The organism is Corticimicrobacter populi (assembly GCF_003123725.1).
GTDB lineage: Bacteria > Pseudomonadota > Gammaproteobacteria > Burkholderiales > Burkholderiaceae_B > Corticimicrobacter > Corticimicrobacter populi.
The window spans coordinates 51,564-76,934 of record NZ_QETA01000004.1 but is presented as its reverse complement, the minus strand read 5'-3'; the positions used below and the strand labels follow the sequence as shown (position 1 = coordinate 76,934).

Genomic DNA, 25,371 nt, shown 5'->3' with positions numbered 1-25,371 from the left:
ACGGAAGAATTGTACAGAACCGTTTTTACCGCCCCTGGGCGGCCCGTGTTATTTCTGCAAGCCCCAACGCTTGATCGTCACGCGCTCCAGCACGTTGAACACCAGGTTCTCGACCAGCAGGCCGATCACGATCACCATCAGCAGACCGGCGAATACGCGATCCGTATACAGCTCATTGCGGTTCTGGAAGATGAACCAGCCCAATCCGCCCTTGCCAGATGAAGCGCCGAACACCAGTTCGGCTGCGATCAAGGTCCGCCAGGCAAAGGCCCAACCGATTTTGAGGCCGGACAGGATGGACGGCAGCGCGGCCGGCACCAGGATCTGCAGTACATAGCGCAGCCCCTTGAGCCCGTAGTTGCGGCCCGCCATGCGCAAGGTCTCGGGCACACCCTGGAAACCTGCGTAGGTATTGAGCGCCAGCGGCCACAGTACCGAATGGATCAGCACGAAGATCACGCTGCCCGTGCCCAGACCAAACCACAGCAGCGCCAGTGGCAACAGCGCGATGGCCGGCAACGGGTTGAACATGGAGGTGAGCGTCGACAGCAGGTCACGCCCGAGCTGGGTGGACACTGCCAGCGTGGTCAGCACGAATGCCAGGATGATGCCGGCCAGATAGCCCTGCACCAGAATGGTCAGCGAAATCCCGATGCGCTCCAGCAGTTCGCCATTGGCCAGGTCCTGTACCAGCGCCCGGAAAGTGGCCGTGGCGGTCGGCAGCAGCAGCTCATTGTCCTGCCAGCGCGCCGCCAGTTCCCACAGCACGACCAGCAGAATCAGGATGATGCCCTTGCGCAGCCAGGCCTGCTGCCAGAGCCGCGTCGACAGCGGCAACGCGCGCTCCACCGACACATTGACCACCGGCTGCAGCTCGACCTCGTATTCGGGACGGACAGGAATCGTATGCGCGCTCATGCTGCCCGCTCCTGCAAGGCCTGCGCACCGGCCTGACCCGGCTCGGCAAACAGCAGGCGATGAATGCGCTGTGCCGTGGCCTGGAAACGATGATTGCCGGTACTGTGCAGCCCGAACTCATGACTGTTGATTTCTGCATGCACGCGACCGGGATGCGGCGACAGCAAGGCGATTCGGCTGCCGACCACCAAGGCTTCCTCGATGGAGTGCGTCACGAACAGCAGGGTGAAGCCAACCTCATCCCACAGCGCCAGCAGTTCTTCCTGCATTTTGCGACGCGTCAGGGCGTCCAGCGCGGCAAACGGCTCATCCATCAGCAGGATGCGCGGCTGCATGGCCAGCGCCCGGGCAATCGCCACGCGCTGCTTCATGCCTCCGGAAAGCTGGTGCGGGTAGGCCTCGGCAAATGCCGCCAGTCCGACCTTCTCGAGATAATGCAGGGCCCGTTCGCCGGCTTCGCGACGCCCCAGCCGCCCCGAGGCCAGCAGCGGAAACATGACGTTCTGGCGCACGGTTTTCCAGGGCGGCAACTGATCGAACTCCTGGAAGACCACGATCCGATCCGGTCCCGGCTGGCGGACGACCCGGCCATCGAGCCGGATCTCGCCTTCGACCGGCGGCAGGAAACCGGCCACCGATTTCAGCAGCGTGGACTTGCCGCACCCCGAAGGCCCGAGCAAGACATAGCGCTCGGCCGGGTAAAGATCGAAACTGACCTGATGCGTGGCACGCACCACCCGCTCCGGCGTGCGGTATTCGAGGCTGACGCGATCGACCTCCAGCAAAGGCGCGGGCAAGGCATGCCCCGGCGCGTCAGATGTGCTGACCAATGAAATATCCGTCACCGCGATGCCCTCTTTCTGCATGAATGCAGCCGCAGCCCACCGGAATCAGGTGGCCTCCGGCTCTGACTGGGCATTGTGCTGCGGGCAGGCACAAAACCGAACGATCATATTTCTATTTTTTTATCATCGGAATTCATGAGGCAGGCTGCGCCTGGCTTCAGCCCCTCAACCAAACCAGGCGCAATATGCAAATCATTTTCCAGTCCGATCCGGAAACCCGCAGCACCCTACTATGGATGGTCTTGCCGCACGGCGTGTCGCACATCGTCCGGCCAGCCTGTTTCAATCTCAGCCCAAGCATCACGCATCATGAAGAAACCGCTGTTCCACTCCCTGCTGGCACTGGCCGCCTCCCTGTCCATCGGTGCCACGTCGGCCCAGGCCGCTCCCGAAAAACTGGTTCTGGCCGACCAGTACGGCCTGCCCTACCTGCTCCTGACGGTCGCCAAGGACCAGAAATTCATTGAAACCCGTGCCCGTGAAAACGGTATCGAGGAACTGACCGTCGAGTGGCACCAGGTGCCCGGCGGCCCGGAAATCATTGCCGCGCTGCTGTCCGGTTCCATCGACATCGGCGCAGGCGGCCTGGCCCCCCTGCTGACGCTGTGGGATCGTACCCACGGCAAGGAAAACGTGCGGGCCATCGCCGGCCTGAGTGCCGCACCTTCGCTGCTGGTCACCAATCGGGCCGATATCCAGTCGGTCAAGGACTTCAAGCCGACCGACCGCATCGCCGTGCCCGGCGTCAAGGTATCCGGTCAGGCGCGCTATCTGCAAATGGCAGCAGCCCAGGCCTTTGGAGAGGATCAGTGGGAAAAACTCGACAGCCAGACCGTGTCGATGTCGCACCCCGACGCCACCAGCGCCCTGCTGGCCGGCAAGACCGAGATCGTCGCGCACATGTCCAGCGCACCGTTCCAGTATGAGGTGCTGGCCAGGCCGGGCTTCCATGCGGTCTTCAGCTCATATGATGTGCTGGGCCAGGGTGCGACCTCGACCGTGGCATTTGCCACCGAAAAATTCCGCCTGGAACGCCCGCAGGTCTACCAGTCCTTTGTGCAGGCACTGGACGACGCCTCGCGCTTCATCAAAGAGCAGCCTGAAGCCGCAGCCCGCATCTTCAAGACAGCCACCCACTCCAATCTGAGCGAAGCCGCCATCCTGGAGCTGATCCGCAATCCCGACTTCAGCTTCGACACGGCCCCGGCGCACACCCAGGTACTGGCAGAATTCCTGTACAAGGTCGGCGCGCTCAAGCGCAAGCCCGAAACGTGGCAGGAGTACTTCTTCGAAAGCACAGGCAACGGCCGCTGATCCGCCCCCGGACACCCGCCTGCTTTGCCCTGCCTACACACGAAGTCATGACTGCCATGCCCCTGATCCCCGAGATTGTTGCCGCTACCGAGGCATTGACCGCCATCCGGCGCGACTTTCACGCCCATCCGGAAACTGCCTTTGAAGAGGTCCGTACCGCAGCACGCGTGGCGCAATTGCTTGAGCAATGGGGGATCGAGGTGCATCGCGGGCTGGCTCGCACCGGACTGGTTGGCATCCTGCGCGGCACGGTCGGTGCGGGCACCCGCGCCATCGGCCTGCGTGCCGACATGGATGCGCTGCCGATGACCGAGCACAACCGGTTTGCGCACGCATCGACCGCACCCGGCAAGATGCACGCCTGCGGCCATGATGGCCACACCACCATGCTGCTGGGCGCGGCACAGTACCTGGCACACCACCGCGACTTCGACGGCACGGTCTATTTCATCTTCCAGCCGGCAGAGGAAAACGGCAACGCCGGAGCCCGCGCCATGATCGCAGACGGCCTGTTCGAGCGCTTTCCCTGCGACGAAATCTACGGCCTGCACAACATGCCCGGCCTGCCCGCAGGCCAGTTGGGCTTTCGCGCCGGCCCCATCATGGCCTCCGGCAACCGTTTCGACATCACCTTACGCGGCACGGGTGGCCACGCCGCCATCCCGGATCGCGCCATCGATCCAGTCGTGGTGGCCGGCAGCCTGATCGGCGCGCTGCAGACCCTGGTATCACGCAATACCTCGCCGCTCGACAGCGCCGTGCTGTCGGTCACGCAAGTCCACGCAGGCGAAACCTACAACGTCATTCCCGACGAAGCGATTCTGGGCGGCACGGTGCGAACCTTCCGCACAGATACGCTGGACCGGATCGAATCCGGCCTGCGCCGCATGGTGGAGACGCTGCCGCAGGCCTATGGCGCACAGGGGCGTCTGGATTTCAAACGCGGCTATCCTCCCGTGGTCAACCATCCGGCCCAGACGGCCTTTGCGGCCGACACAGCCATCGAGACCTTCGGTGCCTCGCAGGTCGATCGGGACACGCCGGCACTGGGCGCTGCCGAGGACTTCGCCTTTTACCTGCAGCATGTTCCCGGCAGCTACCTGTTCCTGGGCAACGGCGATGGCACGCACCGCGCATCACAGGCTGCCGAGGGTCCCTGCCAGTTGCACAATGGCAGCTATGACTTCAATGACGCCTTGCTGCCGATTGGTGCGACCTATTGGGTCAGACTGGCCGAGGCATTTTTTCGGCACCATCCAGCGCATCGATGAATCCGGCCAGGTCTCGCCGCCAGGTATCCTGACTGCGGTTCACCCTGCTGAAATACAGGCTGATGGCGGTCCCGCGCACGGCGCACGCATAGCTTCTGTCCAGCGGGATATCCTCCCCCATGCTGCCGAAGCCTGCAAAATCGAGCAGCAGGGCCGGCCTGCTTTCATTGCGTTGGATCGCCCATGTGGCCGCGCCCTGCACGTCGAACGCAGGGTCGCCTCGCAGGTACTCGATCACTGTCCAGCCGCGTTGAACCAGTGCGTCCTGGAGCTGGCGCAGATGTGGCAGAGACATCAGGCACACACCAGGATGTCATGGACAACGAACATGGACAGCGCAGGCATATATCCGGCTCATTCAAGCCACCCGTCTGTGTTCCTGTGCCGTCCCAGGCCTGCGGCCTCGAACTCATCCACGGCATTGCCACTGGCGACACCGAGACTGCGCAGGGCCTGATTGATGGCATCCTCCGCGATGACCGGATCACCGACCTGCACCCCGTCCTTGAACAGGATACTTGCCTGTGTCCCCCAGCCACCAAAAATCTCTGCCTCGATATACACGATGCTGCGGCCCTGACTCAAACGCTCGCAGAACTTGCCCAGCGACGGTGGCGTCTCGGTTTCTTCTTCAAACGTGAATGGCCGCCGTGGAAGACCGAGCACCTCAAGGGCGTCCGTACCCAGCGGCAACATCAGAAGCGACGCCGGCAGCGGCAGCCAGCGCAGCGGCTCCGGCAATGGCCCCATGGAATCGCCTGCCAGGGTGATCACTGCCTGAATCGTATAAGCCATATCGAGAACGCCGGCCTATGCCGGAATGAAATAGATGAGGAACGCCATAGTAGAGAATTTATCCCGCTCCCGCACGTGCAAAGCTTCATTCCGGTCAGATATGCCCTGCCTCAGCTACCCGGCTGGTCGTGCAGCTCGGGAAAGACATAGTCCTTCCAGGATTCGGGCTTGCTCTTGAGTGTGCCGATACTGTTCAGGAACTCGGCCTGCACATAGGTATTGTTGACCCCGAACACAGGCCGCTGGCCTGGCTGCTCCAGAATCGCCAGCACTTCCTCGACGCTCTGCTTGCTGCCGGTCTGCTCGACATAGATGCGGGCCGCCTCGGCCTTGTCGGCGGCGATCAGCTCATGGGCTTCATTGAGGGCATCGAAGACGGCCCGGAACACCTTGGGGTTGTCGTCGCGGAACCGGGTCTTGGCATACAGGAAGGTATTGGTCGCGGGCCCGCCCAGGATATCATCCGAAGTCGTCACCACATGCACATTGGGGCTGGCGATTTCCTGGTAGCTGAAAGGTGCCGTGGCAAAGTGGGCATTGATCTCGGAACGTCCGGAAATCACGGCCGCAGCCGCTTCCGGGTGCGGCAGCGTCACCGTCAGGCGATCCAGTCGGTCATACTGGTCTGCGCCCCATTTTTTGGCAGCCGCCAGTTGCAGCCACTGGGCCTGAGCCGAGACCTTCACGCCGGGCAGGGCGATGCGATCGCCATCGCCGAAGTCCTCGATGGACTGGACGGCAGGATTGTTCGATACCAGATACGCAACCGAGCCGTCGAGTCCGCCCACCGCCTTGACGCCGCCCTTGGTACGGTCCCACAGCAACAGCAACGGACCGATGCCGCCACCGGCAAAATCGATGCTGTCCGACAGCAACGCTTCGGTCAGGCCTGTGCCGCTGGCCAGTTCGGTCCAGGTCACCTTGAGAGGAGCCACGCCCTGGGCCTGGGCATGTTTTTCGATCAGTTTCTCGTGCGCCGCAACGACCAGCGGCAGATAGGGCAGGCCAAACTGGCGCGAGAGCCGGACTTCGGACACTTCGGCCTGGGCCCCGCCAGCCAGCACCAGGGCCAGCGCAGCAGTGGCGGCACGCAGCCGGAGACCCGGCATGCGGCCGGCACGGTTTTTATGGGAAAAAACGGACATGGAATACCCTCTGCAGTGAAGCGAACTGGCATTCTAGAAAGGCAATAGGCCGTTGCGAACAAAGGATTGGGCATAACAATATGCCCAATCTGCCCGATGCCAGAAAAATGCGCCAGGCATGCCGAAACCTGCATCCCTGGCGCTGAGCGCGACACCTAAAAGCCCACAGCCTGGCCATCGCGACGACTGTCACTGGCGGCGACATAGCCCTGCCCAGCCTCATCGTCCTGCCGCCAGATGAACTGTCCGGCCCCGAAATCCATGTAGGGATCTTCAACCGACCGCAGGCGGTGCCCACGTGCGGTCAGCCCTGCCACCGCATCGGGATTCATGGTGTTTTCCAGATCCACCGAGAAATCGCGATTGACCTTCCAGCGCGGGGCATCACATGCAGCCTGTGGCTGCTGTCGATGATCCAGCATGCGTATCAGGGTCTGGACATGGCCTTGTGGCTGCATATCGCCCCCCATCACGCCAAAACCCATGCGGGCTACACCCGCCTGCGTCAGGAAAGCCGGGATGATGGTATGAAACGGCTTCTTGCCCGGTGCCACCACATTGGCCGAGCGTGGATCGCCGGAAAAACCTGCCCCTCGATTCTGCAGACTGACTCCATAGCCCGGCACGACCACGCCGGAACCGAAACCCATGTAGTTCGACTGGATGAAAGACACCATCATGCCCTGTTCGTCGGCAGCCGTCAGATAGACCGTTCCGCCGCTGGCAGGCAAGCCGAAATCCGGCAATTGCGCCCGACCGGGATCGATCAGCCTGGCGCGCTGCGCCAGGTAGGCCGGAGCCAGCATGTCCTGCGGTGTCACCGCCATGCTGCGCGGATCCGCCACGTAACGATACACATCGGCAAAGGCCAGCTTCATGGCCTCGATCTGCAGGTGCAGGCCTTCCGCAGAGTCAGGCGGCAGCGCCGACAGGTCAAAATGCGCCAGGATGCCCAGGGCCACCTGCGCAGCAATCCCCTGCCCGTTGGGCGGGATTTCATGCAGTTCATACCCTCGGTAGGCTTGCGACACGGGGTTGACCCATTCAGGCTGATAGGCCGCCAGATCGGCTCGGCCCAGGCTCCCGCCCGTAGCGTTGGCGTGAGCAACGATGGCGTCGGCCACCTCGCCCTCGTAGAACGCCCTCGCGCCCTGGCGACCCAGCAGACGCAGCGTCCGCGCCAGTGCCGGACAGCGGAAAACCTCGCCGACCCGCGGCGCACGCCCCTTCGGCATGAACGTCTCGGCAAAGCCGGGCTGCGCCTGCAGCGCGGGCACGGCCGCCGCCCATTTATAGGCCACCACAGGTGCCAGCGTGACGCCTCGCTCGGCCAGCTCGGCGGCGGGTTCCAGTACATCGGCAAACGGCAGTTTTCCGAAACGCGCGTGCAACGCGGCCCAGCCCGCCACCACGCCGGGAATGGTCACACTGTCCCAGCCACGAACCGGACGCCGCACCGAGCCATCGGCTTCCTCGCCATAACGCGTACGGAAATATGCCAGATCCCAGGCAGCAGGCGCAGTCCCGGAGGCATTGAGGCCATGCAATGCCTGTCCATCATGCACGATGGCGAATGCATCGCCCCCCAGGCCACACGAGACCGGCTCGACCACGGTCAGCGCCGCCGCCGCCGCGATGGCGGCATCGACCGCCGTGCCGCCAGCCAGCAGCATGCGCAACCCGGCCTGTGCAGCCAGGGGATGGGAGGTGGACACCACATTGCGGGCAAAGACCGGAATGCGCGTCGTCGGATAGGGATTGTGCCAATCGAATGTCATTTCAGCGCCCTCCTGTGGCGCGGTCATCGCGCCGCAAAGCGCCTGGCTCCCAGAACAGCAGGCGACGCTGCAACCAGCGTACGGTCTGCGCACCGGTCAAGCCGATCAAGGCCAGCAGCACCACACCTGCAAACATGGTGGACATGCTCATGCTGACCGAGCTGGATGCGATCAGGTAGCCAAGGCCACGCTGCGCCGACAGGAATTCTCCCACCACGGCACCGATCAGCGCCAGTGCCACGCCGATCTGGAGTCCTGCGAATATTTCGCCCGCCGCAGCAGGCAGCTTGACGTGCAGCAGCAGGTAGAACCGCGAGGCAGAAAAAGAGCGACAGGTATCGATCAGGTCGGGATCGGCCCGACGGATACCGTTGACCGTATTGACGAACAAAGGGAAAAAGCACACCAGCGTCACCAGCACGATCTTGGACGCCATGCCGAAACCGAACCACACCAGGATCAGCGGTCCCAGTGCCACTTTGGGCGTGGCCTGCAGTCCGATCAGCAACGGATAGACGAATCGCTCGAACGTCCGTGACTCGGCCAGCAACACACCCAGCAGGACAGCCAGCACACTGCCGATCACATAGCCACTGAGTGTCTCGCCCAACGTAGCGGCAATATGCGGCCACAGGCTGCCATCGACAAAGCCACGATAAAGAGCGTCGAAGACAGCCGACGGCGGAGGCAGCAGATAGTCGGGAATATCAAAACCGCGTACGGCGGCCCACCAGACCAGGATCAGGACACCCAGGCTGGTCAGCGGATACAACAGGGGAATCACTCTACGCATGGCTGAAATGCCTCCGGAAATGCTGGCACAGTGCCGTGAAACGATCATCCGCCAATGTCTCCAGCGTACGGGGACGCGGCAGATCGATCACTTTATCCTCGACAATGCGTCCGGGCCTGGAGGACATCACCAGGACACGATCCGCCAGGAATACAGCCTCCTGGATGCTATGGGTAATGAACAGCACGGATTTTCGCTGCTGGCTCCAGATGCGCTGCAACTCCAGCGTCAAGGCTTCGCGCGAGAGCGCATCAAGCGCGGCAAATGGCTCGTCCATCAGCAGCAGCTCGGGGTCGTGCAGCAACATGCGGGCAATCCCCACCCGCTGCTGCATGCCCCCGGACAATTCGAACGGATAGTCGTCGGCAAAGGCCCCCAGGCCGACCAGTTCCAGCAGTTCGCGGGCACGGACCCGAGCGGCCGCCATCGGCAGACCGAGCGTGCGAGCTGGCAACAGGACATTGTTCAGGACAGTTTTCCAGGGCAGCAGATTGGGTTTCTGGAACACGACCCCGGCTTGCCGACTGGGGCCCGCCACAGGACGCCCCGCCACCGAGATCCGCCCGGAGGTCGCCGGCAGCAACCCGGCCGCCAGCTTGAGCGCCGTTGACTTGCCGCAGCCCGAAGGCCCCAGCACCGCAACGAACTCACCCTGTTCGATTTTCAGGTCTACCGCCGAGAGCGCCTCGATCTGACCGCGCCGGGTGGCATAGGTTACGCCCACCCCGTGCAATTCCAGGGCGGCGCTCATGAGACACATCCCTGTTGACGGGCGACATGAGCAGCGCGAGCTTCCTCCAGGAAATCCAGCACCCTGGCCCAGCTCAGGCGATTGGCCCGGGCATTGGCCTGCGGCGTCCCGCCGCCATCAAGAGGCACCCCGGCCACCGGATGAACATTGGCGATCATCGTCGTCGGTACATAGGGCAGGCCGATGGCATGGCCGGCACCGGGATGGGCGTCATGCCATGCGGACCAGGCATGGCCGGCTGCCTGCAAGGTTGCCACGATCTGCTCGCTGTAGGCCTGCGAAGGCCAGAATCCATCCTCGGCACCCGAGATCAGCAAAACCGGACCGGCAATCCTCTCGACAGGTATGCGCGCTGCCGCAACGCTGGGCGCATGCGCCTGCGCCGCCACAAAGGCCGGTGCCTGGCGAATCGGGCGATCAGGCGAAGGAGGATGATCGAAGGCATGCCAGTCCGCCAGCGGGTTGGCTTGCCAGACATTGTGCAGCGCCTGCCCCCGCCACGTCCAGGCAGTCGCATCGCGTGGTTCCTCGGGTGCCCCGGCGCGCAGCGTCCCATGGACCACGGCGCTAGGTACATAGCCGATCACGGCCGAGACCTGCGCCGGAAATGTGGCCCCCAGCAACAAGGCCAGTTCGCCGCCCCGCGACAGGCCGGACACGGCCACAAAGCCCCTGTGTGGCTGCAACCTGCCGATGGCCCAGTCGAGCGCCGTTTCGAAATACTCCAGCGGCGTACCCGAGATATATGCCGGTCGCCCAGGTGCCTTGAAATACGCCAGGGCCAGGCCCATGTAGCCATGGGCCGCAAAAAGCGCCGCACGCTGTTCCGGTGTTCCGCCCCCCGAGCCGTTGAGCACGATCACCAGGGGATGCGGTCCGTCGCCGGCCGGCGTGAACAGCGTAGCCGAGAGGCCTGACTCGCGGACTTCCTGGCGACGCACCCCTGTGCCCAGGAATCTTTGCACCAGCACAGCCTGAGCCCGTTGACCGGCGCTATCCTCAACCGTCAGCGCGATCTGCCTTGCCGCGATCCCATCGCTCAGTTCCGGCAGCCGAGGGAGCTGCACCTGGCGCATCGACCAGATCACCCCCATCGGCTCCGGCGTATGCCAGTCCCCAGCCGCAGGCAACGCGGTATCCAGGTCCAGCAGCCCATCCGCACCGACGTCGAACCGGGCCTGGCTGCGCCAGACACTGCCATCCGGATACGTCGATTCAGCCAGCAGCCGAACCTGCCCCGGTGCCAACCCCGCAGCATGGATATGCCGGGGTTGATCCACCAGGGCATCAGCCGGTACGACGTGCAATGCGGCACTCATTGCGCGGCCTCGGCCCGCTGGCGCAACGCGTCCTTGTCAAAGTCATCGAAGGCCGGTACAAACTCATTCGAAAAAATGCGGTCAACCGGCACATCGGCACTGGGGAACTCGCCGGCCTCGGCCATCGCACCAATCGCCTTGCGAATCACATCCAGATCATACTCACCGGGTTGCCGGCGCGTTCCGTCCGGGCGATACAACATCCGCTGCAGGCGTCGGGTCAGCAATGTCGTGGCATTTTCCAGACCCTTGCCCTCGGCATCGGCAGGACGACTCTCCGGATTCTGCCGCCAGAATGCCTGCACGCAGAAGGTGGGATTGATCTCGCACACATACTGCGCCTGCGTGTAGGCACGCCCGAAACGGCGGATCAGGTCAGGATTGTCGCGAAAGGTATCTTCGTGGGCAATGAACCCATTGCCCGGATTCTCGAGGAACACTTCTGGATAGGCTATGCGCCGTATCTTCGTGCCCGTCAGCTCGAAAATGTCTCCCCAGCTGCTGTTGTAGTTCAGGGCATCGACCTGCCCGCTGCGCAAGGCCTGAAAGCCCGAGCCCAGCACACCGACCGCCACGAACTCGACATTCTTGCCAGGCTCCAGCCCCGCCACGCGCAAGGCGGCACGACTATTGGGAATCGTCCCCCAGGTCAAGGCACCCACACCGATTTTCCGATCTTTCAGGTCAGCCAGCGTTCGAATCGGGGATTCCTCCAGCACGGTATATTCCAGCGTCTGACTGGGCGTGCCGTTATAGAAATAGCGTAGCGGCAGCGGATCCTTGCCACTGAAATAGCTCGAAATCACCGGCTCCGAGACCGGATAGCCAAAGGTCACACGCTTGCTGGCCACCTGGGGCAGCAACGCACCCGCCCCCTGAAAAACCACGAAACTCACGGACAGCCCCTGCTCTTTGAACAGCCCCAACTCCTCGGCGGCTGCGTAAGGTGCGCCATCATGCACGGCTGCCGGAATCGCCAGCGCCACGGTCACGTCATCGAGGGCCAGGGCAGGCGAGGCCACTGCCAGAGCAAGCATCGGAACCAGATATTTGAACTGCATCTTGCAACTCCTTCTCGGAAAAATGACAGTCCCGCAGCCAACGCCCGGCACTGCCGTATCACTCAGTCGATCTGCAACCGGGCCTGCGCATCGCGCTTGAGCGCCTGCCGGTCTATCTTGTTGGTCGCCGCCAGCGGCAATGTCGGCAGCAGCCAGACATGGCGCGGGTGCTGATAGGCCGCCCCATGTGCCAGCGCAAACGCCTTCAGCTCCGCTGCGGTCACGCTCACCTCCGGGCGCAGCACCACGAAAGCCACCGGCTTCTGTCCCTTGATGTCATCATCGATGGGCACGACACAGGCCTGCTGAACGCCTGGGTGGCGTTCAAGCAGTTTTTCGATTTCGCCCGGATAGATGTTTTCGCCACCACAGACGAACATATCGTCGCGACGCCCCACAAAGGTGTAGAAACCCTGTGCATCGCGCCGGAACACATCTCCCGTCACGTAATAGCCATCCACCGTAAAGGGCGCAGCCAGATCGGCCCGGTTGTGATAACCGGACATCAATCCTGCACTCCGGATTTCGAGTACGCCCTCATCCGGCACTTCCCGCCCCGCGCCATCCCGCAGGCGCAACTGCACGGCAGCATGGGCGTAGCCGACAGCCAGCGGCGGCGTCGGTATCCCCTGAGGATGGGGACCAAAGACCACCGGCCCCCCTTCTGTGGTTCCATAGGCATTGATGATGCGCGCATTGGGCAACCATTGCCGTATCTGGGCCAACAGGCTGGCGCTGACCGGTGCCGACCCCATCCGGATCACCCGTACACTGCCCAGATCGGTCTGGGCCAGCAGAGCCTGCTCGCGCAGCATCATGGCAATCATGGGCGGCACAGCCGTCAGCCAGGTACAGCGGTAACGCCCCACCGCCTCGATATAGGCCCGCGCCGTAAACTGCGGCAGCAGGACGGCCGTCGCACCACTGGCCAGCGCCAGCAGGATCAGGGCAAGGGCATTCATGTGGTAGAGCGGTGCCGCGATCAGTGCACGTTCATCCGCCAGCGACGCATCCTGCAACCGGGTCCGCACCACCCACAGTTGTGCCGCATGACTCAGCAGGACGCCCTTGGGCCTGCCTGTCGAACCCGAGGTGTACAGCATCAGCGCCGTCTCCGACCCCGCTGGCTGCCACGCAGCGACAGCATCCTGGCCGACAAATGCAGATAGCCCCTCGGTATCCTCCAAAGCCAGGCTGACACCTTCGACACTCTTTCGCTCAGGCCGCATTCTTTCCGGATCGCAGAACACCAGTCGGGCACCGCTATCGGCCAGGGCATAGTCGATCTGCGTATCCGGCCAGCGATGATTCAACGGCACAGCCACCAATCCGGCACGCATAATGCCGAGCACGGCAGCGACATAGGCCACGGAGTTGGCCCCCAGCAACGCCACGCGTTCGCCCGGCGACAGCCCACGCGCGCGCAGCCCGGCAGCCACGCCATCGGCCAGCGCATCCAGCTCGGCGGCGCTGTAGCGCACCGCGCGCATCTGTGCATCCAGACCGATGATCGCCAGCCGTGCGCCATCATCGCGGACAGGCCGGACACACCCCAGGTTGACAACTTCGGGCTTCATGCGCGGCACTCCAGCACGACGCCGAACAGCGGCAAGCCGACACACACACGCCCTGCGCTGGCGTGATGCGGCAAGTCGAGGGCCGCAGCACGACGGGTGATATCGGCAAGATCCACGCCCTGCAAAGCCAGCACGGCAAAACGCTCCGCACGGTCGGCACCGATCCCGGACAACGCCCCCACCTGCCGGGCCACCCCTGCCTCATCGGTCACATCAAGCCCCCAGCGGGCATCGATCCGGCCCAACCGGGCATAGTCGTGCCGCGTGCGCTCGGGATCAGCACTCGCAACGGTCAGGCCGGCAATCCCGACCGTCCCATTGACGTGCTGTTGCCAGGGCGCGCGCCACACCAGTTCAGGAGTCAGGTGATGACAGAAATACACCCGTCCCGCAGCAAATTGCCCGGTCACCAGGCGCACAGCTTCGAAATGCGCCACGGCCCGCAGTCCATCCTCCAGATCAACAGGCCGGGAAAACTGCTGCACCGGCTGCACACTCAGGCCGGACTGGATCAACCCGGCATGCGTAGCAGTTGCATCCGCCGAGGCGAATACCAGTCCATCCAGACCTGCCGGACTGTCCAGCAATTCCTGACGTACACGCTCGCCATCCTGCGGCAACCCCAGCAGCTCCAGATAGGCCTCACCAAACACAATCAGATGATTGATCGAACCGAGCGTATGGAAGCCGCGAGGTGTCACGGTAAACCCCAACGCCTCGAACAGCGCGACAGCCTCGTCCATGGCAAAGCGCACATTGATGACCACGTGATCCAGCGCAATGGCCATGATCAGCCCTTGGGAGCAGGTGTCGCGTACACACCGCGCCCGCTGGCAACGAGCTGCCCCTCGGCATCAAAGATCTGAGCCTCGGCCACGGAGAATTGCCGTCCGAACTTGATTACCTTGCCGGTCGCACGCAGGTTGCCCCTGGCTGGCCGGTGATAATCCACCCGCAAGTCGATCGTGGGCACGCCCCGACCGGTACGCGATACCAGCGCCCAGTCTGCGGTCAGGTCTACCAGCGTGGCCAGGATACCGCCATGCGTGTAGCCCCCTTCCGGATTGACCACCCACTCCTCCCGCCATGTCGCCCCCAGCTCGATGCTGCCATCGCCGACGGCCAGCACCTGCAGGCCAAGCCATTGGTGATACGGCCCCTTGAGCAGGCGCGCCTGGATCTCGGCCGCACCGGGCAATGTTGTCTCAGTCATGATGTCTTCCTTTTCAAACGGCGGCAGGCGCCACGACAACCTTGCCCAGCACGGCGCGGTCACGGATCAAGGCCAGCCCTTCTGCGGCCTGTTCAAGCGGCAATACACGGTCGATGACCGGCTCGATCTGTCCCTGTGCCACCAGATCGAGCAAGGCCACCAGGTTGTCTTCGTAGAAACTGTTGGACCCCTTGATGGTCAGCTCGAAGCTCCAGACATAGCGCAGGTCTTCCTTCGGGTCATGCCCGGCTGTGGCCCCGCACACCAGCAACGTGCCACCACGCTTGAGACACTTGAGCGAGGGCACCCAGGTATCGCCTCCCGTGAAGTTGATCACCACATCGACGCCCCCCTCGTGCGTGCGACGCTGGGGTTTGCCATAACGGGCGATGGCCCATTTGGAAAAATCCTCTTCGCGATAATTGACCACATGGTCGGCCCCCAGCGCCTTGAGGCGTTCAGCCTTTTCATGGCTCCCGGCGCAGGCAATCACTTCTGCCCCCAGCAGCTTGGCCAGTACCACGCTGGCCGTCCCCACCCCACCGCTTGCACCCAGGATCAGCACACGATCACCCGGCTTGACGGTCTCGTGGGTCACCAGCATCCGGTGTGCCGTGCCATAAGCCACCGGCAATGCCGCCGCCTGGGCAAACGTCACCGCATCAGGCAGGCGGATCAACTGGCGCGCATCGGCGAGGGCAAACTCGGCCATGCCACCATCCGTCATCTCGCCCATCAGTCCCACGCCGGGCTTGAGGGGATTGACCAGCACGCGGTCCCCCGGCTGCCAGCCCTGCACGCCGGCACCGACCTGCTCGACCGTGCCCGCCAGATCCAGGCCGATCACGACAGGCAACGGCACCTTGATGCCCGGCATGCCCTTGACGGTAAACACATCGTGATAATTGAAAGACGCCGCACCTACCCGCACCAGCACATGGCCGTCGGTAACGTCAGGCACCGGCCTGTCGGCCACGACGTGCAATTGGTCCAGGTCGCCGTGCGCATCGAGCACCAGGGCCTTCATGGTTGTCTGGGTCATTGTGAAAAAAGCTCCATCGAAAGAATTGACCTGTCAGCGAATAGACTTGGACAGGAGATAGGGTTGGGTCGCAAACAGGGCATCATCGAGCTGGCCCTTGACCAGGCCGCTGTCCGAGAACACCTGATGCTGGCGGCGCAGCGTCTCGACTTCTTCCGGCTCGAACGACGCCCGGTTCATCGAGTCCCAGAGGCTGACATAGGCGCGGGCATCGGCCTCGGGCAGATTGGCGCTACCCTGCAGGATGGCCACCACCTCGTCGGGGTGATCCTTGCCCCAGGCCAGGGTCTCGCGCAATGCAGCGATCACCCGCGCTACGACCTCAGGCTGCTCGTCCGCCAGACTGGCACGCACCGTACCGACACCGATGTAGGGCACAGCGTCCGACTGCGTCAGCTTGCGCCACTCCTGGGCAAAACTGCCCAGCGGCCGAACCTGCAACTGATCGCCCAACTGGGCAATGGTGACCGAGCGCAGCGCGGCGGCATCGACCTGTTTTTGCGCCACGAATTGCACCAGTCGCGACTCGTTGCCCCCCACCAGGGCAAAATCATCGGCACCGATCCCATGGTTGCCAGCCAATACGGCACTGGCGATCACGGCCACCGACGAGCCGGCCGGCGACATCCCGACTTTCTTGCCCTTGAGTTCATCCAGACTCTGGATAGGAGAATCCGCCGGCACCACGAACTGCACATCGGCCGGCTGCGTCGCGGCAAAGATCCGCACCGGCACACCCTCTGCCGCAGCGCTGAACACACCCGCCAGCGGCGCACCGAAGGCCAGGTCTATCGACCCTGCCGCCAGGGCGCGCGTAGGCCCGTTGACCTCGGGAAAATGCACGAACTCTGCGTCAATGCCCTGCCCGGCCAGAAAATCCGTGGCCTCGAGCACCGAGCCATAGCCCAGACTGACACCACTGGTCCAGTAACCGATCCGCACCTTGTCGGCCGCCTGTGCAACACCTGAAGACATGACCGCAGACATCGCCACCAGCCCCAGGCCAGCCAGCGTGCGCAATGAAAAGAAAGACATGAAACACTCCTTGTTTTAAAGTTTCCAGCGAAACAGCCAGCGTTCCAGGGGCTTGAGCACCCCGGCTTCCAGCACCAGCATCAACGCGACCAGCAGCACCGTCCAGGCAAATACCTGGTCGCTTTGCACCAGATCGGCCGCCTGACGCAGGCGATAGCCGATCCCGTTGGACGATCCCAGCGTCTCGGCCACCAAAGACACGCGCCAGCCAAAGCCGAACGCCAGCCGTGCGCCCGAAAAGAAATAGGGCAGGATGCTGGGCAGCGATACCTTGAGCAGGGTGGCCGTCCGCGAAAACCGGAACGCCCGCGCCAGTTCGATGTACTGTCGATCGACCGCCTGGGCCCCCTGCCACACGTTGGTCAGGATCAGCGGCATGGCGGTCATGAACACCACGAACACCGTCGTGGCATCCGAAATGCCGAACCAGATGATGGCGAAAATGGCCCATATCGCCGAAGACACCGTATTGAGCACGGCCAGCACCGGCTCGAAAAAGCGCGCCAGCAGACGGCTCCCGCCCAGCGCCAGGCCCAACGGTGTCCCCACCAGCACGGCCAGGAGGAAACCCGTCAGTACCCGCCCCATCGTGGCACCCAGGTCATTGAAAAAACTCGCGCTGTGCACCAGTCTCACCAGGGCATCCAGCACTTTGTCCGGCCCTGGCAGCACGAACGCAGGCACGCGGCTGGCGCCGTACCACCACAGTCCTACGACCAGGGCCAGCAGCAACAGCCGTTGCAGGAGCAATCCGATCATGCGTCTACTCGCGTGCATCTCACAGCTCCAGCCGCAACTGACGCACCCGTTCGCTCACAACGGGATCGGTTGGCAACCGTGGCTGCGGCAAATCCAGCACATGTTGCGCCCGGACGCGGCCTGGACGCGGCTCGAGCACGATGACCCGATCGGACAGCACCACGGCCTCTTCCACATCGTGCGTCACGAACACCACGGTCATGCCGTGCTGTCGCTGCAACTGCAGCAATTCGGCATGCATCTGGCTGCGCGTCTGCGGATCCAGCTTGGAAAAGGGCTCATCCATCAGCAGGATGCCCGGCTCCGCCACCAGGCTGCGCGCCAGGGCCACCCGACTGCGCATGCCCCCTGACAACTGATGCGGCCAGGCATCGGCAAAAGCAGCCAGCCCCACCTGTGCCAGCGCCGCAAGGGCGCGCTCCCGCCGCTGCGTGCGCGACAGGGTGCCGGCCTCGAGCCCAAAAGCCACATTGCGCCAGATGCTGCGCCATGGCAGCAGCCGGTCTTCCTGGAACATGTAGACAATGCGTCGCCAATCCGTGAAGCCACTTGCCTCGCGGCCATAGAGCCGCAGATGCCCGGTATCCGGGCGCAACAGCCCCGACAGGATGTTGAGCAGCGTACTCTTGCCGCAACCGGAGGTCCCCAGCACCGCAATGACTTCGCCCTGTGCCACATCCAGGGAAATATCGCGCAGCACCTCCAGGGCACCAAAATGCTTGCTCAGGCCCGATACCGAAATGACCGGGGCATGTTCGATGACCATGGTGGCATTCATCCGAATCGCTCCGCCAGCAACGGCAAGGACGCACCGGCTTCGCTCAGGCTGGCATAGACCTTTTCCAGTGTCATGGACTGGAACGTCTCGATGTGTCGCCGCGCGATCAATTCAGCCCGCTTGCCATCGCCCTCTTCGAAGGCGGCAATCATGGCATTGTGATCATGCTTGATTTCCGGCTTGGTTCCCTGGACATTGAATCCCAGGGCGACCAGACGACTCATTTCATCGAGCAGGCCCGTCAGGGTGCGCAACAGTCGCTCGTTACCGGACGCACGGGCGATTTCCAGATGGAACGCATTGTTGGCATCCATGAACAGATCGATCTGGTCCGGCAGCGGTACAGGATGCCGGACACGGCAGGCCGCCTCCAGTTCGCGCAGTCTGGCGATATCGACCCGCCCCACTGCCAGGCGTGCCGCCAGCGGCTCAAGCTGCACGCGCAGCGTGAACACCTCTTCCACATCCTTGACCGTGATGGGCGCAATCCGATATCCCTTGCGCGGCCGTGAGGCGACAAAGTGTTCATGGCTCAATCGGGTCAATGCGATACGGCAACTGCTCTTGCCGATGCCATAGGTGGCCATCAGCTCCGGCTCGGTCACGATGGCACCCGGCAACAACCGGCACGAAAGGATGTCCCGACGTATGCGCTGATAGGCCCAGTCGCCCTGGTTGGTACCGGGCACGACAGGCAGAGACGATTCAGGAGGCATATGACGTAACATCGACAAACCCTGTGGGCTGCTCACAGCACCATGCTGTGAAGTCCAGAGAAGCCGATAAGTTAGGCCATGCATGCGCCGGCACGAACGAATTGTTTGCGCTAAGAATATGTGCCAAAACGGCGTAACTGAGCAGCCCAGGCAACAAAAAGGCCCGCCAGAAAGGCGAGCCATCGGGGGATGTAAGAAAAAGAAATCCGCCGCTGCGGATCAGCGTTTATCTGCCATCAGGCAGATGGGCCATTCGCGTCACCCAGAGACGGAAACCGGGTGGCAATGCCATCTCCCGTATATTGCGCCGCCCAGCCCGCCGGATCGGTAAACAGGCGGATGCAGGTGAACGACGGCGACGGTCCCATATCGAACCAGTGCTGCAGGCCGGCCGGCACCGAAATCAGGTCATCCTTTTCGCACAGCAACGCAAATACCTGCCCCTGCGCATGCAGCACGAACAGACCGCTGCCTGCCACGAAAAAGCGCACCTCGTCTTCGGCATGCGTATGCTCGGCCAGAAATTTGGCGCGCAGCTCGGCCAGGTTGGACGGTGCGCCATGCAGGCTGATCACATCTGCCGTCTGATATCCCCCTTCCTGCTGCAGCGCATGGATCTCGTCCTCATAGGCCGCCAGCACCACCTCGGGTGCCGCGCCTGGTGCCAGTTCACGACGCGCCGGCCAGCGCTCGAAGCGCCCGCCCAGTGTCTCGACCAGTGCGGCGATCTGCCCGGCATCGGCGGTCTGCAGCACCGGCAGGTCCGGTGCGTCATCACGGTATACAGTCAATTGCGTCATGCTGATTCTCCTTGTCCCGACAGACTACCAGGCCGCAGAGTAGGCATCCGGAAAAGCCTGCTCGACGAATGCCTTGACCTCTGGCGTATGGTAGGCCTCGACGAACTGCGCAATACGCGGATCGTCGCGCCGGTCTTCGCGAGCCGCAATCACGATCACCGCATAGGGGCCATCCTTGCGCTCCAGCACCAGGGCATCGCGCGCGGGCGAAAGCCCGGCCGGAATGGCATACGAAGAGTTGACGGCAGCCGCATCGACATCGCCCAGCGCATGCGGCAACTGTGCCGCCTCGATCTCGACGAACCGGATGCCCTTGGGATTTTCCACCACGTCGAGCGGCGATGCCCCCACATCCACGCCTTCGCGCAGCCCGATCAGGCCTGCGTCGCGCAGGACCAGCAGCGCCCGTGCGCCATTGGTCGGATCATTGGGAATCGCCACCTGCGCCCCCTGGGGCAGGTCATCCAGCTTGCCGACCTTGCGGCTATAGATACCGATCTGCTGCACCACGGCATCGGCGACCGGCACCAGTCGATAGCCCCGGCCCTTGTTCTGCGCTTCCAGGAAGGGGCGATGCTGGTAGACATTGAGGTCGATTTCGCCGGCATCCAGCGCGGCATTGGGCTGCACGTAATCGCTGAACTCGATCAGTTCCACCACCAGCCCGCGCCGGGCGGCTTCGGCCTTGACCACCTCGCCGATCTGGGCATGCGGGCCCGCCGTCACACCCACCTTGAGCGGCGCATCACCTGCGGCACCGGCACCTCCCGACAACACCAGCAGGGATGAGAGAAAAATGGCGCGCAGCAGAGAGGTCCGCATCATGGTTCCTGATATATCGAAGTCAAAACCGGGATTTTAATACCCATACAACCAGCATGGAATAATCTCTGGTTATGTCGATATATCCGGACAGAAAATAACTTTCTCCTAATCCAGCCGGGGATGCTGGTCTACCAGGGTCTGCCGACGCTGCCGCAATTTCTCGATCTGCTCTTCCAGTGCGAGTATCCGCTCATCGACTTCTTCCACGTTCTGCTCGATATGCTCGTAAGCCTGCTGGAGCAAAACTCGTGCCTCCTGCCGACTCGAGGCATTGGGCGTATCGCCACGCAGTGGCCGGTTTGCCGTCTCCGGTAAGAAAAACGACGTCGTCAGACCGATCAGGGCGGCCGCCATCAGATAATAGGCAGGGATCATCAGATCCTGCGTGGATTCGACCAGCCAGGCGGCCACCGTCGGCGTCAGGCCTGCGAGGATAATGGCGATATTGAACGAACTGGCCAGGGCGCTGTAGCGGATCCGAGTGGGAAACAATGCCGGCAGCGTCGACGCCATGACACCGGTCAGGCAGTTGAGCAGCACCGCCAGTACCAGCAGCCCCAGGAAAATCATGCCGGTATTATCGGTCCCGATCATCTTGAAAGCAGGCAAGGCCAGGAAAAACAGGCCCACGCTGCCGATCAGCAAAAATGGCTTGCGGCCGACCTTGTCGCTGACGAAACCCACCACCGGCTGGACAAACAGCATGCCGATCATCACCACGATAATGATCAGGACACCATGCGCTTCGGAATAACCCAGACTGCTCGACAGATACGTCGGCAAATAGGTCAGCAGCATGTAATAGGTGATATTCGTGACCAGTACCATGCCGATGCAGATCAGCAGTGCCTTGCGGTAGCGCGTGAATATCTCGCGAAACGACACGCCGGGCCGCTCCTTGATCGCATCGCGGTCGCCCTGCTCCATGCGTTCGAGCTGCTGCGTGAAGGCGGGGGTTTCTTCCGCTGCATGGCGCAGATACAAACCCAGCAGGCCCAGCGGCCCGGCCACGAAGAATGGCACGCGCCAGCCCCAGTCCAGGAAACGTGCCTCGCCCAATATGGTCTGCAGCACCACCACCAGGCCTGCGCCCATCACGAAACCCGCAATGGAGCCGAAATCCAGCCAGCTGCCGAGAAAACCTCGACGACGATCCGGCGCATATTCGGCCACGAAAATCGCAGCCCCCGTATATTCACCGCCGACCGAGAACCCCTGTGCCAACTTGCACAACAGCAGCAAAATCGGTGCCCACAGGCCAATCGTGGCGTAGGCAGGGATCAGCCCGATGCAGAAGGTGCTGATCGCCATGATGATAATGGTCAATGACAGGACTTTCTGGCGTCCGAACCTGTCTCCCATCAGCCCGAAGAACACGCCCCCCAGTGGCCGAACCAGAAACGGCACAGAAAATGTCCCCAGGGCCGCGATGGTCTGCACGGCTGGCGATGCATCGGGAAAGAACACCTTGCCCAGAGCAAAGGCCACGAAACCATATACGCCAAAATCGAACCACTCCATGGCATTGCCCAGAGCGGCGGCCGTCACGGCTTTCTTGAGTTTTGAATCATCGATGACGGTAATGTCATCCAGTCCCAGAGGACGTGCTGGCTGCGATGCAGGTGTTGTTGTCATCGATCCGTTTCCAGTGAACGCATTATGAAAATAAAACTGGCCAGCCTCTTAATGCAGATGACTGTATATGCCGAGAATAAACAAAGGCGCAAGCGGATATTATTCTTATGTAACAAAAAGCAATAGACACATCAATTTTATTGAATCGTGATTATTGTCTGTATGAATTTCCACCTATTTCCAGATGGAGTTGATGCATGAAAAAGCAACACGCTCCCTTTGAACGCATCGCCCTGATCCTGCAGGGCGGTGGTGCGCTTGGCTCTTATCAGGCCGGGGTCTACGAGGTTCTGGCAGAAAAGGACCTGCACCCGGACTGGGTAGCCGGCATTTCCATCGGTGCCATCAATGCCGCACTGATCGCCGGCAATCCTCCCGAAAAACGGGTTGATGCACTACGGGATTTCTGGCAAACCATCACGGCCACACCGCCGGCCCATCCGGCCTATCTGCCATCGCTCTGGGGGCTGCAGGCCACCGGCATCGAGCCCCAGCACGACGTGCTGCGCGGCTGGTCGAATCAGATCAGCGCCTTCGCCACACTGATCAACGGCGCACAGGATTTTTTCAAACCTCGCCTGCTGCATCCGTTGCTGGCCCCATCCGGAACGGACAACGCCCAGAGTTTCTACGATACGTCGCCCCTCAAGGCCACGCTGGAGCGACTGGTCGATTTCGACCGGATCAACACCGGCAAGATGCGGTTCAGCGTCGGTGCCGTCAACGTGCTAACCGGCAATTTCACCTATTTCGACACCACCACCCATACTATCGGCCCCGAGCATGTCATGGCCAGCGGTGCGCTGCCCCCCGGCTTCCCGGCGGTGATGGTCGATGGCGAACCCTACTGGGATGGCGGGCTGGTCTCCAATACGCCGCTCCAGTGGGTACTGGACAGCAAGCCACGCTGCGACACACTGGCATTCCAGGTCGATCTCTGGAGTGCCCGGGGTGAATTTCCGGGCGACCTGATCTGCCAGGACATCCGCCTTAAGGACATTCGATTTTCGAGCCGCACACGGCAGGCCACCGACCAGTTCCGACGACAACAGCGCCTGCGTCGTGCCCTGGCTCGCCTGATCGAGAAAATGCCCGACGCCGCACTGCTGGGCGCGGAGGATGCCGAAATCGATGCGCTGATCTCGGAAGCGGATGAAAAGGACTACAACATCATCCAGCTGATCTACCGCGCCAAGGAATATGAAGGCGTCAGCAAGGATTATGAGTTCTCGCGCACCACCATGCACGAGCACTGGCACGCCGGCTACGAAGACGCCATCCTGACGCTCCGGCACCCGGAAGTCCTGCAATGCCCGACCAGTCCGGACGGTGTCGCTACCTTTGACGTGCATCGCAAAAAGCAATCCTGATCCAGAGCAAGGAGACTCGACCGATGAAAATCGCAGATGTGCGCGCCAGCGCCTTTGCCATGCCGCTGCACAACCCCGCCTATCCCCGGCCACCCTACAAGTTCTACAACCGGGAATTCTTCGTCATCACCTATCGCACCGACCCCGAGCGCCTGCAGGCGCTGGTGCCGGAGCCACTGGAGGTGGTCGGCGACACCGTGGCCTACGAATTCATCCGCATGCCCGATTCCACCGGCTTTGGCGACTACACCGAGACAGGCCAGGTGATCCCGGTACGCTTCACCACGCCCCAGGGCGAGGTGCAGGAGGGCAGCTTTGTGCATGCCATGTACCTGGATGACAACGCACCGATTACCGGTGGGCGCGAACTCTGGGGCTTTCCCAAAAAGCTGGCTACCCCCAACCTGCGGCATGAGCAGGAAACCCTGGTCGGCACGCTGCACTATGGCTCGGTCCTGTGCGCCACGGCCACCATGGGCTACAAGCACCGCGAACTCGACCTGCCCAGCTTCGCCAGGAACCTGGACAAGCCGGCCTTCATGATCAAGATCATCCCCCACGTGGACGGTTCGCCACGTATCTGCGAACTGGTTCGCTACTACATGGAAGATGTCACGCTCAAGGGAGCCTGGGACGGTCCCGGCGCATTGCAGCTCTTCGAACATGCCATGTGTGACGTGGCGCGGCTGCCCGTGCGCGAAGTGGTGTCGGCCACCCACTACATCGCCGACCTGACACTGGGCCTGGGCGAAGTGGTTTACGACTACCTGGCCCCCGACTCAACCCCCACCCTCTGAAGGAGACAGCACATGTCCCGCTTTGATGGAAAGATCGGTATCATCACCGGTGCCGCCAGCGGTATCGGCAAGGAAATCGCACTGCGCTTCGCGGCCGAAGGCGGCACCCCCGTGATCGCCGACCTCAACCTGCAGGCCGCCCAGGCCACCGCCGAGGAAATCAAGGCGACCGGGGCCGACGCCTTTGCCGTCGCCATGAACGTCACGGATGAAGATCAGGTCGAGAAAGGCGTGGCCGACGTCATCACCAAATACGGCAAGATCGACATCCTGGTCAGCAATGCCGGCATCCAGATCGTCAAGCCGCTGGTGGACTTCCCCTACGCCGACTGGAAAAAACTGCTGTCCATCCACCTCGACGGTGCGTTCCTGACAACCCGCGCCTGCCTCAGGCACATGTACGCCGCCAACTATGGCCGCGTGGTCTACATGGGTTCGGTACACTCCAAGGAAGCCTCCAAGCTCAAGGCCCCCTACGTCACCGCCAAGCACGGTCTGGTCGGCCTGGCCAAGGTACTGGCCAAGGAAGGTGCAGAGCACAACGTGACGGCCAACGTCGTCTGCCCCGGTTTCGTACGCACGCCACTGGTGGACAAGCAGATCCCCGAGCAGGCCAAGGAACTGGGCATCACGGAAGAACAGGTCATCAAGACCGTGATGCTCAAGGACACCGTCGATGGCGAATTCACCACGACCGACGACGTGGCCGATGCCGTGCTGTTCTTCGCAGCCGCCAGGAACAACGCGCTGACCGGCCAGACTATGGTAGTCAGCCACGGCTGGTTCATGCAGTAGGTCAGCAATGTACCGCTCGCGTGCCGCTGCAAAGCGGCA

Annotated in this window: 26 protein-coding genes; 5 read left to right on the top strand and 21 right to left on the bottom strand. The window is 62.5% G+C overall.

The features are described from left to right. Window positions 1–48: 48 nt before the first annotated feature. Together DD235_RS10435 and DD235_RS10430 are read right to left on the bottom strand one after the other, a co-directional pair. Window positions 49–918 carry an ABC transporter permease gene (locus tag DD235_RS10435; RefSeq protein ID WP_109062030.1) on the bottom strand — a complete coding sequence of 290 codons (870 nt, stop codon included), beginning with the start codon at window positions 916–918 and terminating at the stop codon, window positions 49–51. Beyond that, window positions 915–1,784, bottom strand: a complete 870-nt coding sequence (locus DD235_RS10430; protein ID WP_109062029.1) for an ABC transporter ATP-binding protein — start codon at window positions 1,782–1,784, stop codon at window positions 915–917. Before DD235_RS10430 ends, DD235_RS10435 begins: the two co-directional genes overlap by 4 nt. Before the next feature lie 288 nt (window positions 1,785–2,072). On the opposite strand from DD235_RS10430, the gene DD235_RS10425 reads away from it, so the two are divergent. After that, window positions 2,073–3,077 (top strand): ABC transporter substrate-binding protein, encoded by a 1,005-nt coding sequence (locus DD235_RS10425; protein ID WP_162300467.1) that lies wholly within the window; start codon window positions 2,073–2,075, stop codon window positions 3,075–3,077. Between the two features lie 56 nt (window positions 3,078–3,133). Further along, the gene (locus DD235_RS10420; protein ID WP_109062274.1) at window positions 3,134–4,348 is read left to right on the top strand and encodes a M20 aminoacylase family protein; all 1,215 of its coding nucleotides are present in this window, start codon (window positions 3,134–3,136) and stop codon (window positions 4,346–4,348) included. On the opposite strand, the gene DD235_RS10415 is transcribed toward DD235_RS10420, so the two are convergent. The 19 genes from DD235_RS10415 to proP form a co-directional block, all read right to left on the bottom strand. Further along, complete coding sequence (locus DD235_RS10415; protein ID WP_109062027.1) at window positions 4,302–4,643, bottom strand: hypothetical protein; 342 nt, start codon at window positions 4,641–4,643, stop codon at window positions 4,302–4,304. The genes DD235_RS10420 and DD235_RS10415 overlap by 47 nt on opposite strands. 59 nt (window positions 4,644–4,702) lie before the next feature. Beyond that, window positions 4,703–5,143 (bottom strand): hypothetical protein, encoded by a 441-nt coding sequence (locus tag DD235_RS10410; protein WP_109062026.1) that lies wholly within the window; start codon window positions 5,141–5,143, stop codon window positions 4,703–4,705. Window positions 5,144–5,253: 110 nt separating this feature from the next. Continuing rightward, the gene (locus DD235_RS10405; RefSeq protein WP_109062025.1) at window positions 5,254–6,288 is read right to left on the bottom strand and encodes an ABC transporter substrate-binding protein; all 1,035 of its coding nucleotides are present in this window, start codon (window positions 6,286–6,288) and stop codon (window positions 5,254–5,256) included. Window positions 6,289–6,443: 155 nt separating this feature from the next. Further along, the gene (locus DD235_RS10400) at window positions 6,444–8,066 is read right to left on the bottom strand and encodes a gamma-glutamyltransferase family protein (protein ID WP_109062024.1); all 1,623 of its coding nucleotides are present in this window, start codon (window positions 8,064–8,066) and stop codon (window positions 6,444–6,446) included. Window position 8,067: 1 nt separating this feature from the next. Next, entirely contained in the window at window positions 8,068–8,859 is a 792-nt protein-coding gene (locus tag DD235_RS10395) for an ABC transporter permease (RefSeq protein WP_164497343.1), read from the bottom strand. Beyond that, window positions 8,852–9,610: an ABC transporter ATP-binding protein gene (locus tag DD235_RS10390; protein ID WP_239990113.1), complete on the bottom strand. Its 759-nt coding sequence runs from the start codon at window positions 9,608–9,610 to the stop codon at window positions 8,852–8,854. The genes DD235_RS10395 and DD235_RS10390 overlap by 8 nt, the downstream gene beginning before the upstream one ends. Beyond that, the gene (locus DD235_RS10385) at window positions 9,607–10,929 is read right to left on the bottom strand and encodes an acyl-CoA thioesterase/bile acid-CoA:amino acid N-acyltransferase family protein (RefSeq protein WP_109062021.1); all 1,323 of its coding nucleotides are present in this window, start codon (window positions 10,927–10,929) and stop codon (window positions 9,607–9,609) included. Before DD235_RS10385 ends, DD235_RS10390 begins: the two co-directional genes overlap by 4 nt. Further along, complete coding sequence (locus DD235_RS10380) at window positions 10,926–11,990, bottom strand: ABC transporter substrate-binding protein (RefSeq protein ID WP_109062020.1); 1,065 nt, start codon at window positions 11,988–11,990, stop codon at window positions 10,926–10,928. Before DD235_RS10380 ends, DD235_RS10385 begins: the two co-directional genes overlap by 4 nt. Window positions 11,991–12,052: 62 nt before the next feature. Further along, entirely contained in the window at window positions 12,053–13,567 is a 1,515-nt protein-coding gene (locus tag DD235_RS10375) for a class I adenylate-forming enzyme family protein (protein WP_109062019.1), read from the bottom strand. Continuing rightward, on the bottom strand, window positions 13,564–14,355 hold the full coding sequence (locus DD235_RS10370; RefSeq protein ID WP_239990112.1) for a VOC family protein: 792 nt from the start codon (window positions 14,353–14,355) through the stop codon (window positions 13,564–13,566). Before DD235_RS10370 ends, DD235_RS10375 begins: the two co-directional genes overlap by 4 nt. A gap of 2 nt (window positions 14,356–14,357) precedes the next feature. Further along, complete coding sequence (locus tag DD235_RS10365) at window positions 14,358–14,780, bottom strand: PaaI family thioesterase (RefSeq protein ID WP_109062273.1); 423 nt, start codon at window positions 14,778–14,780, stop codon at window positions 14,358–14,360. A 13-nt stretch (window positions 14,781–14,793) separates the two neighbouring features. After that, a complete protein-coding gene (locus tag DD235_RS10360) occupies window positions 14,794–15,807 on the bottom strand; it encodes a zinc-binding dehydrogenase (protein WP_193519596.1) in 1,014 nt (337 codons plus the stop codon). Between the two features lie 48 nt (window positions 15,808–15,855). Beyond that, window positions 15,856–16,857: an ABC transporter substrate-binding protein gene (locus DD235_RS10355; protein WP_109062016.1), complete on the bottom strand. Its 1,002-nt coding sequence runs from the start codon at window positions 16,855–16,857 to the stop codon at window positions 15,856–15,858. A 15-nt stretch (window positions 16,858–16,872) separates the two neighbouring features. Beyond that, the gene (locus DD235_RS10350) at window positions 16,873–17,616 is read right to left on the bottom strand and encodes an ABC transporter permease (protein ID WP_239990111.1); all 744 of its coding nucleotides are present in this window, start codon (window positions 17,614–17,616) and stop codon (window positions 16,873–16,875) included. Between the two features lie 19 nt (window positions 17,617–17,635). Further along, window positions 17,636–18,394, bottom strand: a complete 759-nt coding sequence (locus tag DD235_RS10345) for an ABC transporter ATP-binding protein (RefSeq protein WP_204524229.1) — start codon at window positions 18,392–18,394, stop codon at window positions 17,636–17,638. Further along, window positions 18,391–19,110: a GntR family transcriptional regulator gene (locus DD235_RS10340; protein ID WP_109062014.1), complete on the bottom strand. Its 720-nt coding sequence runs from the start codon at window positions 19,108–19,110 to the stop codon at window positions 18,391–18,393. The genes DD235_RS10345 and DD235_RS10340 overlap by 4 nt, the downstream gene beginning before the upstream one ends. Before the next feature lie 236 nt (window positions 19,111–19,346). Further along, window positions 19,347–19,910, bottom strand: coding sequence for a 1,2-dihydroxy-3-keto-5-methylthiopentene dioxygenase (locus tag DD235_RS10335; RefSeq protein ID WP_109062013.1), 564 nt, complete (start codon window positions 19,908–19,910; stop codon window positions 19,347–19,349). A 24-nt stretch (window positions 19,911–19,934) separates the two neighbouring features. Beyond that, window positions 19,935–20,735 (bottom strand): MetQ/NlpA family ABC transporter substrate-binding protein, encoded by an 801-nt coding sequence (locus DD235_RS10330; protein ID WP_162300466.1) that lies wholly within the window; start codon window positions 20,733–20,735, stop codon window positions 19,935–19,937. Between the two features lie 105 nt (window positions 20,736–20,840). After that, entirely contained in the window at window positions 20,841–22,370 is a 1,530-nt protein-coding gene (gene proP / locus DD235_RS10325; protein ID WP_109062011.1) for a glycine betaine/L-proline transporter ProP, read from the bottom strand. A 197-nt stretch (window positions 22,371–22,567) separates the two neighbouring features. Here proP and DD235_RS10320 point away from each other — a divergent pair, with 197 nt between their 5' ends. Genes DD235_RS10320 through DD235_RS10310 form a run of 3 tightly spaced genes read left to right on the top strand, consistent with a single transcriptional unit; the run spans window position 22,568 to window position 25,332 of the window. Beyond that, a complete protein-coding gene (locus DD235_RS10320) occupies window positions 22,568–23,740 on the top strand; it encodes a patatin-like phospholipase family protein (protein WP_109062010.1) in 1,173 nt (390 codons plus the stop codon). A gap of 23 nt (window positions 23,741–23,763) precedes the next feature. Beyond that, window positions 23,764–24,537, top strand: a complete 774-nt coding sequence (locus DD235_RS10315) for an acetoacetate decarboxylase (RefSeq protein WP_109062009.1) — start codon at window positions 23,764–23,766, stop codon at window positions 24,535–24,537. 12 nt (window positions 24,538–24,549) lie between these two features. Next, window positions 24,550–25,332 (top strand): 3-hydroxybutyrate dehydrogenase, encoded by a 783-nt coding sequence (locus DD235_RS10310; RefSeq protein WP_109062008.1) that lies wholly within the window; start codon window positions 24,550–24,552, stop codon window positions 25,330–25,332. Window positions 25,333–25,371 lie beyond the last annotated feature (39 nt).